9 protein-coding genes, 1 tRNA gene and 1 other RNA gene are annotated in these 17,007 nt (G+C 32.9%); 2 read left to right on the forward strand and 9 right to left on the reverse strand.

Annotated elements, in window-relative coordinates; all coding sequences use genetic code 11:
• Window positions 1-29: 29 nt before the first annotated feature.
• A complete protein-coding gene (locus HPY57_01245; GenBank protein NPV10405.1) occupies window positions 30-1,883 on the forward strand; it encodes an excinuclease ABC subunit C in 1,854 nt (617 codons plus the stop codon).
• Window positions 1,880-2,668: a L,D-transpeptidase gene (locus tag HPY57_01250; GenBank protein ID NPV10406.1), complete on the forward strand. Its 789-nt coding sequence runs from the start codon at window positions 1,880-1,882 to the stop codon at window positions 2,666-2,668. Before HPY57_01245 ends, HPY57_01250 begins: the two co-directional genes overlap by 4 nt.
• Before the next feature lie 109 nt (window positions 2,669-2,777).
• Here the strand turns inward: HPY57_01250 and ffs are convergent.
• From ffs to HPY57_01295, 9 genes are all read right to left on the reverse strand, one after another.
• An RNA gene (gene ffs, locus HPY57_01255) (signal recognition particle sRNA small type) lies at window positions 2,778-2,872 on the reverse strand.
• A 2-nt stretch (window positions 2,873-2,874) separates the two neighbouring features.
• A tRNA-Ala gene (locus HPY57_01260) sits at window positions 2,875-2,947 on the reverse strand.
• A gap of 149 nt (window positions 2,948-3,096) precedes the next feature.
• On the reverse strand, window positions 3,097-3,837 hold the full coding sequence (locus HPY57_01265; GenBank protein NPV10407.1) for a DUF2851 family protein: 741 nt from the start codon (window positions 3,835-3,837) through the stop codon (window positions 3,097-3,099).
• Window positions 3,834-4,439 (reverse strand): transposase, encoded by a 606-nt coding sequence (locus tag HPY57_01270; GenBank protein NPV10408.1) that lies wholly within the window; start codon window positions 4,437-4,439, stop codon window positions 3,834-3,836. The genes HPY57_01265 and HPY57_01270 overlap by 4 nt, the downstream gene beginning before the upstream one ends.
• 29 nt (window positions 4,440-4,468) lie before the next feature.
• On the reverse strand, window positions 4,469-5,149 hold the full coding sequence (locus HPY57_01275; protein NPV10409.1) for a hypothetical protein: 681 nt from the start codon (window positions 5,147-5,149) through the stop codon (window positions 4,469-4,471).
• Between the two features lie 5 nt (window positions 5,150-5,154).
• Window positions 5,155-8,922 carry a hypothetical protein gene (locus HPY57_01280; protein NPV10410.1) on the reverse strand — a complete coding sequence of 1,256 codons (3,768 nt, stop codon included), beginning with the start codon at window positions 8,920-8,922 and terminating at the stop codon, window positions 5,155-5,157.
• A 2-nt stretch (window positions 8,923-8,924) separates the two neighbouring features.
• On the reverse strand, window positions 8,925-12,155 hold the full coding sequence (locus tag HPY57_01285) for a helicase (protein ID NPV10411.1): 3,231 nt from the start codon (window positions 12,153-12,155) through the stop codon (window positions 8,925-8,927).
• A 580-nt stretch (window positions 12,156-12,735) separates the two neighbouring features.
• On the reverse strand, window positions 12,736-15,831 hold the full coding sequence (locus HPY57_01290; GenBank protein ID NPV10412.1) for an efflux RND transporter permease subunit: 3,096 nt from the start codon (window positions 15,829-15,831) through the stop codon (window positions 12,736-12,738).
• A gap of 1 nt (window position 15,832) precedes the next feature.
• Window positions 15,833-17,002, reverse strand: a complete 1,170-nt coding sequence (locus HPY57_01295; GenBank protein NPV10413.1) for an efflux RND transporter periplasmic adaptor subunit — start codon at window positions 17,000-17,002, stop codon at window positions 15,833-15,835.
• Between the last annotated feature and the right edge of the window lie 5 nt (window positions 17,003-17,007).

Genomic DNA, 17,007 nt, shown 5'->3' on the forward strand with positions numbered 1-17,007 from the left:
AGTTCAATTTTCTACTTTTCCAAAAATCTATGAACTCAAGTGAATTACAAAAGAAAATTGAAAATCTACCAAAACTTCCGGGCGTCTATTTATTTAAAAACAAAAACGATAAAATAATTTATATCGGTAAAGCTAAGTCTTTATACAATCGAGTTAAAAGCTACTTCGCACCAAATATAAATTCCGTTAAAACAGAAGCTCTTGTCTCTAAAATTTTCGATATAGATGTGATAGTAACTGACAACGAAGTCGAAGCTCTCATCCTTGAAGCTAATCTTATAAAACAATACAAACCTCGCTATAATGTTAACTTAAAAGATGATAAATCATATCCTTATATTGTTATAACAAACGAAGATTTCCCCCAGGTTTATCCAACTCGTCATGTTGTGATGGATGGATCTAAATATTTTGGTCCTTATACAGAAGTAAAAGTAGTGAAACATGCTTTGAAAGTGCTCCGCGATGTTTTTAAAATTAGAAGTTGCAAATACAATCTTACCGAAGAGACTATTCAAAAAGGTAAATATAAGGTTTGTCTGGATTATCACATCAAAAAATGCGATGGTCCATGTGAAGGTCTAATCTCAAAAGAAGAATACAATAAAATGATATCTGAAGTTGAACTTGTATTAAAAGGAAATATCGATGGCCTTATTAATTCATTGACCGAGGAAATGAATAAACTTAGCTCTGAATTGAAATTTGAAAAAGCAGCAGAAATAAGAAATAAACTTGAGTCATTAAAAGTTTATGCAAATACTCAAAGAGTTGTAAGTCAGGAATTAACCGATAGAGATATTATCACCTTTGCAGCTGATGTCCCTGATGGTGTTGCAGCTATCTTTAATATTCGAAAAGGTAAATTAGTTGGAAGAAAAAAGTTTACTTTTAATTATAATCTTGATCTGCCCGATTCAGTTGTTCTTTCAGACCTTATAAGAAATATTTATTCTAACCTTGTTGAAATCCCCGATCAAATTATAGTTTCCGATTTACCAGATGAAAAAGAAATAATTGAAAATTGGTTAAAAGAAAAGTCCGGTAAAAAGGTAAAAATTCTCACACCTAAATCTGATCAGGATTTAAATTCTCTCTTAAATCTTTGCAAGCAAAATGCAGTTTATGATCTAAACGAAATAAAACTACAAAGAATGAAAAAAGAAGGAACTATCCCTTATGTTTTAAAGTCACTCCAGAGAGATTTGTATCTATCCAAACCGCCAATTAGAATTGAATGCTTTGACATCTCAACTCTGCAGGGAGCAGATACTGTTGCTTCACTGGTGGTTTTTGAAAATGGAAAACCTAAGAAAAGTGATTATAGAAAATTTATCATTAAATCAGTTAAAGGACCTGATGATTTTGCAAGTATGTCAGAAGTAATCGAAAGACACTATAAACGTGTACTTGAAGAAAATAAACCACTACCAGATTTAATTATGGTGGATGGAGGCAAAGGCCAGTTGAATGCTGCTTTAAAGGTTTTGAAAAAATTGGGTATATCTAATATTAATATAATAGGCTTAGCGAAAAGACTTGAAGAAATTTTTATGCCTGATAAAAAGGAATCCATCCAGATACCAAAAACTTCTTCCAGCTTAAAATTACTTCAACAAATTAGAGATGAAGCTCATCGTTTTGCAATAACATTTCATCGAGAAAAGAGAGAAAAGCGAATTATTAGAACAGAGCTCGAAAACATCTCGGGAATTGGTCCTAAGACTATTCAAACATTACTAACAAAATTCGGGAGCGTTGAACAAATTAAACAATTAAGTTTGGATAAGCTCACCGAAACAATTGGAAAATCAAAAGCTCAAATAGTTTATAACTATTTTCACAAGTCATTTGATGGTAAGACTACAACCGAGGACAAATGAAAAACTTCTATTTTCCATTACTCTTTTATCTAATATTTTCATTTTCGTTTCTCAATGGGCAGTCTTTAATTAATAGAAATTTAAATTCATATCAGAAATATTTGAATGCGAAAGATACACTCTACACTCTGTCAGATCACATAATTGAAGTCTATTTACCAGAACAAAAAATTTTTTTGCATTTCAGAAATGGAAAAACACTCGAGTTTAAATGTTCCACTGGAGATTCAAGACTTGAAAAAGGTGTTGAGACACCGGAAGGAATTTTTGTTATAAAAAATAAAGCTCGTAAAGTTTACTCTGCTCAATTTGACAGTACTTTGATGCTAAACTGGATGGGATTTAATTTCAATATTGGTTTTCATGCGCTCGAAGGAAAATCATATTATAGACATCTGGGTAAAAGAGATTCGAGTCATGGTTGCATCAGAATCAGCAGAGAAGACAGCGAATATCTATATAGCAACATTGAGATTGGAACGCCAGTTTTTATTCATTCTGGAAAGAGTGCGAGAGTTATATCATTCGCAAATAAAGATGAAAATTATAAATTATACGAAGGCAAAAAATTGAGTTCTTTGCTTCAACAAAATTTAAGGTATTTACGCTCTGGATTATATCTTAAAAAAAGAACACCAATATTCATATCAAACAAAAATCTATCTCATAAAGGAATCGAACTCGGTAATGAAGATTTAATTTCACCTCAATTGCCCCCAATCCAATCACATCTACCTTTTGAAGTACAAAGAAATCTATTTGATGTCGTCCGAAAAAATAAGTGAATTAACAACGAACAAAATTTCCAGCAGACAGATCTTTGATGTAATTTTTAGTTTATCAGACGGATATAAACGATCTTAAAATTCAGTAATAAATTTTAGTTAGAAATAAAAAAGTCAGGAGACACTCACCCAGGAAATTTGCTTACCGTTGCTTCCTTTCGGACCTGGCGGGGTTGGGCAAACTCCTGCCGAGTGTTCCTGACAAGTGGAGCTGAAGGGAGTCGAACCCTCGACCTCTAGAGTGCGATTCTAGCGCTCTCCCAACTGAGCTACAGCCCCATAATTTCAAATAACCAGTGCAAAAATAAGAAATCCATTGAAAATATCTTAACCTTAAAGGTCTTGAGAGATGCTTATTTAATCGAAAAGTAAATCAAATCATTATAGTATTTCATCAAAGAATTTATGCAAATTCATGTAATTAGTCTTTAATCAGAATTTAAATCTTCTTCTTTTTCATTAGTTATGAAATAAATTGCACCCATATATTCTTTGACATTTCTAATTTCAATCTCTGGAAATTTAACCTCGAAATTTTTTATGAATTTATTTTTTCCTAAAGGTGGAAAATTTTCAAAAAGCTTCTGCAGGAAATTTAGAATTGTTTTGTTTTCTGAATAAACCATCACAAATGGCAGAATTATATTAAAGAACATTTCTTTTTTTCTCTGTTCACCTATTCCATCAAAATTCATAATCCTGGTTACAACCTTAGTGAAATCAACTTGCTGGATGACCTTTTGAATATTCTGAATAAAATAATTTACAATTCCATTATCTAAACTATCAACCAACAAATTTATAATTCCCTTTAATCTTTTTTCTGGAAAGTTTGCCGGTCTTATGCCCCGATATTTCCAGACACTCTTATCCAATCTTAAAGATAGATCAAAAAATTCGGGAAGCATTTTTCTATCATCACTAAAACCCGCCCGGTAAAGAAATGCCTTTTCAATAATTTGTTTATCCTTTAATCTTTTAATTTCAGAATATGGTAAAATAAGAGCAAGCTCAAGAAAATTTACCTTATTGATTGGATAACCAAGAGAAACCATTATTTCTCGATAAAGAGCCTCATCAGGATTGGTAATTTTAAGAAGATTTTTCATCCTTTGTTTTTTGCGTTCCAGCCATTTTTCACCAAGGTGATTTAGATCGATTTTGTTCATTGTAAAATTATTCTTTCGAAATATTCTTGAATATTTTTGTAATCCGTCTTTTTTACAGGGTTTTCAAAATCCAGGGACCATTTTAATGGGTTGTTTATTATGTATTTGCGAATTCTGTTTAATTCTTCTTCATTTCGAATAATATGTTCATAATAATTGCGTTGCCATATTTGCAGGGGTGGATTATTATTCACCCCTGCATTTTGCCGACACAATTTTGTTACACCAATTTTATAACCACGAATTATTGATCCAATTGTTCGTGATGGTGATCGGAATGATTTGGTTTGTTGTATTTGTTGTGGGGGCGAATTATCATTCGCCCCTCCATTATCATTAATGATGATAATTCCATGAATATGGTTCGGCATAATCACAAATTCATCCAATGTAACATTTGGAAAATGGTTCGGAATTTCCAACCAACATTGTTTGGCAATTTCGCCCACCTCGTTCAAAAACATTGTTCCATCATTAATTTTTCCAAATAAACATTGGCGATTATGGGTGCATATCGTAACGAAATACGCACCTGCCTGTGAATAATCATAACCTTTTAATCTAATTGATCTGCGATGATGTTTTGAAGGATCATATTTCATTTTTATTTCATACATTCTTAGATCTGGTATCATTTTCCTGAATAATTTTTATCTAATTCCCATTTTAATGGATTGGTGATTATGTATTTGCGAATTCTGTTTAATTCTTCTTCATTTCTAATAATATGTTCATAATAATTGCGTTGCCATAATTTACCATTGAATGGTTTCCAACCCATGTTTTTAACATTAAATATATATTCATTTGTTGTCATTGTTTTAAACCATTGCACCACCCGCGGCAGGGGCGAACCCTTGTGTTCGCCCCTATCAATGTGTTCCCCCGAATGTATGTGTTCATCAATTTTATCGGGGTTGATACGTTGGTCTGAATTATTGGGGTTGACGCGTTGGTCTGAATTATCGGGGCAGACACGATGGTCTGAATTATCGGGGTTGACACGTTGGTCCGAATTACCGGGGCAGACACGATGGTCTGCCCCTACGTTTATAATGATGAAATGGATATGGTTTGGCATAATAATGTATTCGTCGCAACGTATGTCAGGAAATTTATTTGGTAATTTAAAATACCATTTTTCAATCATCTTCCCCGCATCGTTCAATACCATTTTACCATTCTCAATGGTCCCAAATAAACATTCCCTGTTTTTTGTGCATATCGTAACGAAATACGCACCTGCCTGAGAATAATCATAACCTTTTAATCTAATTGATCTGCGATGATGTTTTGAAGGATCATATTTCATTTTATTTACACACTCCTTGCTTTTTCTAATCTTGTTTTGACTAGTTCGGCAACAGCCCAATAGACTTCTTTGCGTTCTTCTTCGGTTAAGCCAAGAGCATTAAAGACAATATCATCAAGGGCTTTTCTGTCGGGTAGTGGATTTGGCTCCTGCTCACGAATAGGCTTTTTCGGGTCAAAACCAAGTTCGGTGAAAATGGAGTCAAACTTTTTGTTAAACACCATCGATGGGTCTTGTGAATGGGAAAAAATTCGAGGTTCTATAATCGGAATCCTTTTTACATTTTCAACTGACAATTCTCCTAATGTATATGCTCCTGTATATTCTTTAGCTTCTATTTCTAGAACCAAGCGTTGGATTGTAGAATTTATTGAGATGAGTAATGCCACTAAATCACATCTTAAATTAAATAATGGATATAATTTTTGATCAGCATAACATTGGTCCTCAGTAAACAAACAAGCAAATCTTTCTCCAAATCTTTTTTGCCAAAAAATATTAGATAAAGGAATTGAAGGAATAAAACTGTACCAGAATTTCCTTCCTTTAAGTGATGAAATTAAAGGTAATGGAATTCCTGCAGCCTGTTTTTGTTTTCCTTTAGATGTCATTTTTTCTCCATATTTAATGTAATCTTTAGCTTTAAAATCAACTTTTTTGTAATTTATTTCAGGAAATATAAGGATTAAACTATCAGGATAACCTGAAATAAACGTCCAATCTTCATACTCAGTTATCACCGGCTTCAAAAACCTTGCTTCAATTTCTCCTTCCCAGCCAGCTCCGTTCTTAACCCTTATCAAGGCATCAGGATTTTTCTCGGCAATTTCTACAACCTCTTTAACTGTCTTACCTACTGGTTTTAAATAGAAAAATTCATTTGCTCCTGTTGTAAATCCACGCCGAACCTCTGCAATATCTCCCAACCTAACTAATTTTCCTTTCCCTTTTTCTAAAATCTTAAAGTAAATCTCTGGAGCTCTTAGATATTTCCCACCCCATTTATTGCCAATATATGGAAGATATTCAGGGTCATGTTCCATCAATCCATCATCTTCTGGAATTTCAACCCCTTCCTGCAGAAGTTCTTTTTTAGTTTTTGGATAAATTCTGAAATTACTATCATCAAAAACTGGCTGGTTTGTGCTTTCAATCTTCTTAATTACATCAATATTCAATACTTCTTCGAAAGGTTTTTTGAATGCAACAAACTTGATTGAATAGTCATCGACTTTTTCTTCTGGTCTCTGGATTAAGACAATAACTGTGTTTACATCAGCTTGCTTGAACGATCGCTTTGCGATATTATCAAAAATGTAAAGCGGCCTCATCTCTTTTAATAAAAATCCTTGAAGTCCTGTACCATATCCCACATCAAGCCAGGAATTAGAGTTAATAAAACAGAAAATTCCACCAGGACGAAGAAGAGATAATCCCTGATAATAGAAATAAACATAAAGATCGCTTTTTTTGTCAATAATTGTATCCTCGTTCCAATTTAATTTGACAGATTGTATCAATTTCTCTTTATAAGCTCTTTTTAGCTCTCTCCATTTTTCATCATCAGTGTAAGCATTCCTATTTTCAAGTGGCGGTGCTATAAGTTCCTGTCGTACATAAGGTGGATTACCAATAACAATATCAAATCCACCCTTCTGTGAAAAAACTTCAATAAAATCAATTTCCCATAAGAAGTAATCTTTTTTTGTTTTATTACCTATTACCTGAAGTATTGATATTAATTTTTCCAGTTTATCTTTTTCTGCTTCTATTTCTTTTTCAATTTTTTTGATTTCTTCCTTTTCGCTCTTTGTCTTTTCAAGATCAAAAATCATTTTTTCCATAACTTTTAATTGAAGACGGTGCTTGTTTACCCCTACCTTAGTATTTATTTTATCAATCTTTTCCTGAATAATTTCTTTGAATATTTTCTGCTCTTGCTCTTCAATTTTTCTCAGCTCATTTAAATCTGCACTAATTAAACCAGTGAAGAATTTTCTTTTACTTTCCACTAATTGCTCTATTCTGCCTAATGTTGTATTGCCAGATTTAGATGGATCACTCTTAAAATTAATTGGAATTCCGGCAATTTCCTGAATAAGAGAATCACCCTGCTTTAATTTAAAAGAAAGATTTGGCAATAGAGGTCTGGTGTAAATGTCCATATATTTTTCATCTGTTTCTATGATTAAGGAAAGCCACAATCTCAATTCACCAACCATTAGAGCCCAATCCTTAACATCTACACCATAAAGATTTTCGAGAATAATTTTTTGTTTTAAGGCAAATAGATTTTCTTCTCTATTCTCAAGGGTTCTCGAAATTTCCTGATGAAGTTCAACAAGTATATTCATCATTCCCACAAGAAACGAAGCAGAGCCAACTGCAGGATCAACAATTTTAACTTCTTCGAGTTTCTTTTTTATTTGCAGCAGATCACTTATTTCAATCTCTTTAACTTTTTGATGTGGATCAAAGATGAACTCAATTATTTTATCTTTTGGTGCTTTCGTTTCACTTGCCAGATAATTGACAAGAGACATCCTGCACATAAAATCAATTTCAATTCTAGGAGTATAGAAAATGCCTGCTTCGCCTCTTTCTTCTTCTGCAATTAAAGATTCGTAAACCTTTCCCAACATTTCCGGATCGACTGCAACTTCAACATCAACCGGCAACGCTTCATCAATTGTAAAATTAAATATCTCAAGAAAGCCTTTCTTTAAGTCTGAAGAATCTGGTTCGAATAGCCATTCAAAAACTTCATCGGAAAAATCAAAATTCAATTCATCTAATTCTGTTTGTGAGAATAAACCTCCGTTTAGAAAAGGCATAATGCTAAAAGATTCCTTAATCTCGTCTGGTAAATTTTCATTGAAAAGATGTGTCTTTTTATTAAACGCACCAAAGAATAAACTCTTCAGCCATTGTGAATAAAAGACATCCTTATTGTTTGTTTGCTCACGCCATTTTTTATACTTTTCCCAAAGATTTTTTACATAGTTTTTATCCTGAACATAATCTTTCCACTTAAACCAGCCTTTTCTTTGAAGGAAATAAAGAAACATTATTCTTGATAAAAGCAGCTGTGCAAAAGAATGTTTTTTCTCGTAAGTTTCATCATATTTTGAGAGAGCTTTAACCAAAACGTCTTTCAATGCAAATCGATAGGCTTCGAAAAATTCCTCAGTTACAACTTCAACAGCAAATATTTCTTCCAAATTTTTAACTGATGCTAACCAATTATCATTAAGAATGGCGGATTTGAAATTTTTTTGTGCTGTATGACTTTTCTCATTTTTACCAACGAGAAATGAATATCTTTTGGCGGGGGTTAATTCGTCTCTAATTCTGTTTTTATTTGCATCAAATTTCCATTCAACTTTTACAAACGAAAATCGCCAATCTTCATTATCATTTGAATAAAAGGCAACGAGCGCAGCATCCTTTAAACTACTGGAACCAAAATTCCCTAACAAATAGTCACGAACAAAATTTCTTTGCCTGCTTCTTGCTCTTTCGACTGACATTCCTCGATTGAGCTCAACAATAAGGACATCAATTCTTTCATGCTCAAATTCATACTTCAAAAATATTTTATATGATTGCACAAAGTCCTGATATTTTTCTGGAATAAGATTTCCGCTAAAATGTTTATTAACTGGTTCATAGTGCTGTTTAAATAGTTCGACGATTAATTTTTTAAAGTTTTCTTCGTTGAATTGATTTTCAAAAGTATTTTTAACTAAGGAGTTGATTTGGTTTTCGTTCATTGTTAATCTGCCTTCAGATATAGTGAAAGGATAATTTCTCTTTTTTGATTTGATTGCAATTTTAATTCTGATAGATGTTCTTTGAGAAATTCATCTGGAATTGATCTTTTGATTGCGTAAAAAACTTCAAGTGGATTAAACCCATTTATGGTCATTTTCTTTATTCCTTTGTTGGCATTTCTAATTATCTGTTTTGGCAGGGCACCAGCTTTAATTCTTTCCATTAAATTTTCAATGTAGTTTTCCTGTTCATCAGTAAATTGTTGAGAAAGTTTTTCTAATGCCTTAAGATTTGCCATCAGTTCTTTTGATGGATCTCTGCCTCCTCTGGAATCTTTAAATTCTTCATCTTCAATTAAAACATTATTAAAAGCTGTTTTATTATTAGTTAAAAATTCGTAGAACTTCTCTAAACTGAATTTTTCTGAGAGAGTATTTTCATCAGTTTCAAAAATTTTTGCTGCAGTTAAAAAATCAAGTTCATAAGTTGAATTATCATCGGATAAATAAAACTTCACCAATTTCCCTTTTCGGAAAAATGTTATAACTGAATCTTTACCATAAGTTTGACTTATTAAATTTTGCATTAATTCGGGCTGTTTTTTTGATGAACGAGCTTTTTTGGGCAGCTTTTTTATTCTGGAGAATAAATCAGGATTATTATCTCTTATGTCTTCAATTATTCTTAAATATTTTAGTTCACTTTCTTCTGATTCGTCATCTTCAATTAGAGATTTCACTGAAATCAATTTGTCGAAAAGTTCATGAGAACTTACAGGTTCATTTTCAGTGAGAATAGCCGAATCACCTCCGAGTAAATTTAAGAATGCTTCGATCTTTGCTCGTGCAATGTTTGTTAAATCTATCTCTTTATCAGCCTGTTTACTTGGAAAGAAATTGTATGTATAGATTTTATCAAATTTAGTATCCACACGGTTAATGCGTCCGACTCTTTGCATTAATCTTGTTGGATTCCAGGGAATATCGTAATTCAAAACAACATTTGAACGGTGGAGATTAACTCCTTCCGAAAGCACCTCAGTGGATATAAGGATATCATAGTCATCTTTTTTCTCTTTTGCGCGGGCATCAAAATTTGCCGTTACTTCTTTTCTTTCTTTTTCAGTCGAACCGCCATGATAGACTAAAGGTTTTCTACTGGTTCTGTTTTTTATCTGCTTTCCGATGTACTCTGCTGTCTCTTTTGATTCAGTGAAGATTATAACTTTGTTTTGTAAGATAGGATCATTTTTTAGTTGTTCAATTAATTTATCGACCTTGGGATCTCGTGTAATTCTTTTCCACTGTGATCGAATGTATTTTAATAATTCATAATCATTTTTCAGATTATGGATTAACTCTTCCTTAAATTCATCGGCACTGTATTCTTCGGCTTTTCCTTCATCAATTAACTTTTGAATTTCTAAATCGTTATCATTTTCAAGATATTCAAAAATTTTTGACATATATCTATCACTTAAATAAACTTTTCCATTTTCATAGGCATAAATAAAATGTCTATGTGATTCAATAAACCTATCAAGAGTTTTTCGGAATGCATCGAAACTGCTTTCCAGTCTTTTCACAAGCAAAACCTTCATAAATCCGCCGAGATTTTCCTGAGACTGCCTTGTTAATTGATCAATTTTAAATTCATCTTTGAAATATAACAGAGGTTTATATCTAGCATAAGTAAATCTTTTTGTTATTAATCTAACAGTCTCCATAAAAATATTATCTTCTTCATCATTCAATTGATAAAATAAAGGTCTGGGCGGTTTAACTTCGGGGAATTTAATATTATTCTTTGCAAGATCGTGAGCAAAATATTTTTCAATTTCTGAACGAGTTCGTCTAACCATAATATATTTAAGGCATTTTTCTCTAATCTCTTTTGAATTTTCTTTTACAATTTTTAGATATTTTTCATAATCATTATTTCTATCTACTCCATTAAACCTTTTTTCAAGTCCTTTAAAAAATCCCTCAAGATTCTTTATTCCAGGAATTGTGCTGGCTCTTTTATTTTGAAAAAGAGAGATTTGAGATAATAAATCTTCAGGTTTATTGTTATATGGAGTGGCTGTGACAAGAATGACTCTTTTGCCTCTACAGATTTGTGCAAGCTTTGTGTAAGAAATTGTCTCAGTATTTCTAAATCGGTGAGCTTCATCAATAATTATATTATCATAATTTCGCCTATTAATCTCATCAAGTGCATCGTCAAGCTTACCAATTGAGATTGGTGTGAGAGATAAATTGAAATCATAAAAAACATTAATCCAGGAACCTGGTGTATTTCTATCGAGAAGTTTTGGTGGAGCAATGACCATTGTTCTCCCGCCCAATTCTCTGATCAATCTTGCAGCAACATAGGTTTTACCTAAACCAACAACATCAGATATAAAACAGCCGCCGTATGCTTCAATTATTTTCTTTGCATTTAAGATTGCTTGAGTTTGATAATCAAATTCGATAAATCCTTCTGGCAGATATTTTTCACTTAAATATTGTTCAGCATTTAAATCATCTACAAAATATTCGTATAGAAATTTCAAATAGAGTTCGTAGGGAGTTATATCTCCTTTGAGCCAGGTTTCTTCATTTATAAATTTTGGAATGGTTGTGGTGATATCAATTCCATCTTTCCACAATTCTTCAAATTTCTCAAGAGCAAATTTGTAATCAGATGGATTTTTTAATTCGACATTAAATTCAAGATTATCAACAAGTCCTGCATAAGTTAAATTGCTCGATCCAGTAATTACTCTTCCAACATCCCGGTCACCTTCTTTAAAAGTTAGAATATAGACTTTAGCGTGTAATTTCCTTTCGGGATAAATTCTTATTTGTAATTTATTTGAATTAATCATCTCTATAAATTTCAAAATCCCTAATTCGACATCTGGTTTATCTTCAGAGTTTTCAAATTCTTCTTTCACATTCTTAAGATACTTCTCTATAATTTTTTTTGAAGATAAAAATCCGAGATCATCTTCAGCTTCATCTTTTTCTGAGAATGCTCTGTAAACATCTTCAGAGATACCAAGCCCAACGAGGATTCTAATCTTATCAACATTTTCAAGAGCATCTTGAATTAAATAAAATCCGCTTAGATAGAAGTATCCAACGAGGCAATCAAATTTTCTTGCATCTCTAATCAGCTGTATAAATCTATCTTTTAATTTTTGATTAGGTTGGTTTGTAATAAAACTGAGATCCAGATTTTCCATTTTTGCCTCAAGTAAATTATTATTATAAAAACATACGAAAAATAAATAAAGAAAAGATTTAATTCTATATAAGGACGCTCAAAGTAGCATTCAAAAAATTGTGTAAGGTTAATAAATAAAAGAGGCATTTACCCCTAAAATTTGAAGAAAAAAATGAGTATAAATGTCAGTGCAAATAAAATAAAAGCGAAAATTAAGCGAAACTAAAAATCATTTAAAAGAAAGATACTTTGACCAATATTTATTTCGTGCGAGAGATGATGATGGTGGAGATGGTTAATAGCTCTTAAGCTCAAAGTTAGATAAATTATTCCAAGTAGAATTAGAATGCTCGTAGCGATTATTCCAACTATAAACGAAAAGGATTCAGATATTTTATAACCAAGAAATCCTACTATTATTCCTATAATATTTGTGCTTAGCGTCTGTGCGAAACCTGCAATTGCTGTGATGCCAAGAGTTAATTTCTCATTCCACCTATCTGCTTTTGAGAGTGCAACTAATGGTATTTAGTGATTAGGCATTGATGCGTGAATTATGCTGAGTAAAAATGAACCTATAAATATTTGTGATAAGCCGTTCATATCTTTTTTATTTCCTTTCTTTTTTCAGACCATAAATAAATTGTCGGTAAAACAAATAAAGTTAAAAGAGTAGAAGTTATTAAACCTCCAATAACAACAGTTGCAAGAGGTTTTTGCACTTCAGCTCCGGCGCCGGTTGATAAAGCCATTGGAATAAATCCAAGGGAAGCAACTAACGCAGTCATTAACACTGGTCTTAGTCTGGTTGTAGCTCCTTCAATTACAGCATTTTCCAAAGACATTCCTTCTTGTCGTAATTTATTTATAAATGAAACCATCACAACCCCGTTCAACACAGCAACACCGAACAGCGCAATGAATCCGACTCCCGCAGAAATACTGAAGTGCATTCCGCGCAGTAGTAATGCAAACACACCACCAACAATTGCAAAAGGAATTCCAGTATAAATTAATAAAGCATTTCTGATTGAACCGAACGAAATGAACAGAAGAATGAAAATAAGGAATAAAGCCAAAGGGACTACGATCATTAATCTCTCACGAGCGTTTTGAAGGTTTTCAAATGTTCCACCCCATTCTAAATAGTAACCGGTTGGTAGTTTAACTTGCGCATAAATTTTCTTTTCAGCTTCTTCGACAAAGCTTCCAATATCCCGCCCTCTGACATTTACTTCAACAACAATTCTTCTTTGGTTGTGTTCTCTGCTTATCTGTGCCGGACCTTCTTCAACAAAAACATCTGCAACTTGACTAAGCGGTATTGTTGAGCCGTTTGGTGATGGAACAAGAATGTTTTTGATTGTTTCTACATCACTTCTTGCTTCTGGTGCAAACCTTACGACTAAATCAAATCGTTTGTCACCTTCAAATACTTTACCTGCTTCTTTACCTCCGATAGCTGTTTCAATTATTTGATTTACATCAGCCACATTAATTCCGTAGCGTGCAATTTTATTTCGGTCAATTTTTATTTGAAGCTGTGGTAATCCAGTTATCTGTTCAGCTTTTACATCTTTAGCTCCTTCAATCTGACTAACAACCTTTACTATTTCATTTGCTTTCTCTTTTAAGATATTTAAATCTTCTCCAAAGAGTTTAATTGCAACATCTGATTTAACACCGGATATCAACTCTGCAACTCTTAATTGAATTGGTTGTGAGAAGCTATAAGCAATTCCCGGTATTTTTTTAAGTTCATTTTCCATAGCTTCAATTAATTCTGTTTTTGTTCTTCCAGTAGTCCAATCTTCTTTAGGTTTAAGATTGATAAGAATATCGCTCATCTCGACTCCCATTGGATCGGTTCCTATTTCTGCTCTTCCAGTTTTGGATACAACGCTTTCAACTTCCGGAAATTTTAGTATTTCCTTCTCAATCATTGTAGATGTTTCAATTGCGGTTGTAAGCGAAGCACTGGGTAATCTAAAAGCTTGAATTGCAATTGCTCCTTCGTCTAATTGCGGTATAAATTCACTTCCTAAAAAAGGAAAAATGATAAAGCTGATTATAACAAGAATTCCCGCAGCGCTTACAACTAAAATTCTTTTATTTAAGACTTTTCTTAGCAGAGGGACATAATATTTCTTTGCATAAGTGATAATTGGACTCTCCCTTTCTTTAATTTTTTTCTTGAACATAATTGCAGACATTACGGGAACATAAGTTAAACTCAATATCAACGAACCAATAAGAGCATAAGCAACTGTAAATGCCATAGGCTTGAACATCTTTCCTTCAAGACCTGTCAAGGTCATTATAGGCAAATAAACAATAATGATTATACCGACGGCAAATACAACTGGTCTACCTACTTCTAAGGCAGATTCAAGTACGGTTTCGCTTATGCTAATACCATTTTTTCTTTCGTGAAGTTTTCTGATTGCATTTTCAACCATTACTACAGCACCGTCAACAATTAATCCAAAGTCAATTGCGCCGAGAGACATCAAGTTGCCTGATACTCCGGTTGCTACCATCATTATGACAGCGAAGAGCATTGATAGAGGAATAACAGAAGCCACAATAAAACCGCCGCGTAGATTGAATAAAAGTAAAACAAGTATTCCTATAACTAATATTCCGCCTTCCAATAAATTTTTTGCAACAGTCCAAATTGTTTTATTCACAAGTTCGGTTCTATCATAAAATGGAACCATTTCAACATCTTGCGGCAAAGTTTTTTTAATACTCTCAACTTTATTTTTTACATTCTCAACGACTGTGCGGCTGTTTGCACCTTTAAGCATCATTACAATACCGGCTGCAACTTCACCTTCTCCGTTCATTGTTACTGCGCCTTGCCGTAATGCTGGTCCCAATTTTACATCAGCAACATTACGGATATAAATTGGCGTTCCATTGTCATCAGTCTTTACAATAATATTTTTTATATCATCAATACTTTGAACCAAACCGCTTCCACGAATTAAGTACTGCTCGTTACTATGTTCAATGTAAGCGCCTCCGGCATTCGAATTATTCTCCGACACTGCCTCGTAAACATCACGCAAGGTAATTCCATAGCTAATAAGTTTCTGGGGATCAACTAAAACCTGATATTGCTTTTCAAATCCACCGAATGAATTTACTTCATTAACTCCTGGCACGGTTAGCAATTGTCTTTTGGCAACCCAATCCTGGAGCGTTCTCATTTCCATCAACTCAGTCGAATCTTGCTTAGTTTTTCCTTTTGGTCTGATGACATATTGATAAATTTCACCTAATCCAGTGCTGGTTGGTCCCAAAACCGGTTTTCCAAGTTCTGCTGGTATTTCGCTGGCAGCATTCTGCAGTCTCTCAAATACTAACTGTCTGGCAAAGTAAATATCAACATTTTCTTTGAAGACAACAGTAACTAATGATAATCCAAATTTAGAGACTGAACGGATCTCCTCAACATCTGGTAAACCATTCATTGCAACTTCAATTGGGAAAGTGATTGTTCGTTCGACCTCAACCGGTGCAAGTGTTGGAGAGGAAGTGAGAATTTGAACTTGTATGTTAGTTACATCCGGCACAGCATCAATGGGCAATTGTTTGAATGCGGCAATACCGGCAGCTATTAGAATTATAACAGCAAAAATTATCAGTAATTTTTGTTTAAGAGAGAAGTGGATTATTTTTTCTATCATATTATTCTTCCTCTCCTAAAGATTCTTTCATCATTTCTGATTTTAGAAAGAACGCACCTTTTGTTACAACTTTATCACCAGGTTTTAATCCTTTAATTACTTCTACCATTTGATTTAACTCAACGCCTATTTGCACAATTTGCTTTCTGAATGTGGAATCGTTTTCAACAACAAAAACATAACTTTCATTATTATCTTTAATTACACTTTCTGATGGTATAACAATTCCTTTTGCTTCAGATGAAATAGGGATTAACATTTCACCAAACATATTGGGTTTAAGTTTGGAGGCGGTATTTTGAATTTCAGCTCTGATTTTAATTGTTCGGGTATGCTCGTCAACAACTTGCCCGATATATATTACTTTTCCTTTGAATGTTTGATTTGGAATTGATGAGGAAAAGAATTCAATAGTTGGTTTGCCAGAAATTTTAAGAATATCTTTTTCATAAATCTGACCATCAGCCCAAACACTGTTAGTGTTAATTATTCTGAAAGCATTTGTATTTGTTTCCACAAACTGCCCAATCACAACATTCCTTTCAACAATAATTCCATCTATTGGTGATTTGATTGTTAGTAATCCAGATGTATGCTCATTCCCATTTATGTTCTCAATATCCTCGTGAGATAAACCAACTGAATGAATTTTTTTATCTTCAGCATTGAATTCTGCTAAAGCTTTTTCGTATTCTGCCTTTGCGGTTAGATAGTTTTTTTGAGAACCAACATTTTGTTCAAACAAAGTTTTTTGTCTTTTATATTCTTGTTCAGCAAAATCAAGATTTGCTTTTGCTTTAAGATAATTACCTTTCAGTTGACCTATTTCAAGCCCTTCAATTTGCATCAACACTTGTCCGGTTTTTACGTAATCACCAACATTTACAAATACTTTGTGAACTCGTCCTTGAATTAAAGATCCGACCAGTGCTTCATTGTTTTGGTTTGTAATTATTACAGCAGGAACTTTTATAAATCCATTTAGTGGTTTTATTTCAGCGGTAACATATTTCAAATTAATTTTTTCAATTGCTTCTTTACTTAAAACTATAGTCCTTTCCTTATATTCATTTTGCTTTTCATTATCTGCTTTGTTTTCATTTTCACTGCAGCCAATAAACAAGGCTGATATAAGTATTATTGCCAGTAAATATCTTTTGAATTCCATCATTTTAT

The sequence above is a fragment of the Ignavibacteria bacterium genome, assembly GCA_013177855.1.
Lineage (GTDB): Bacteria > Bacteroidota > Ignavibacteria > Ch128b > Ch128b > Ch128b.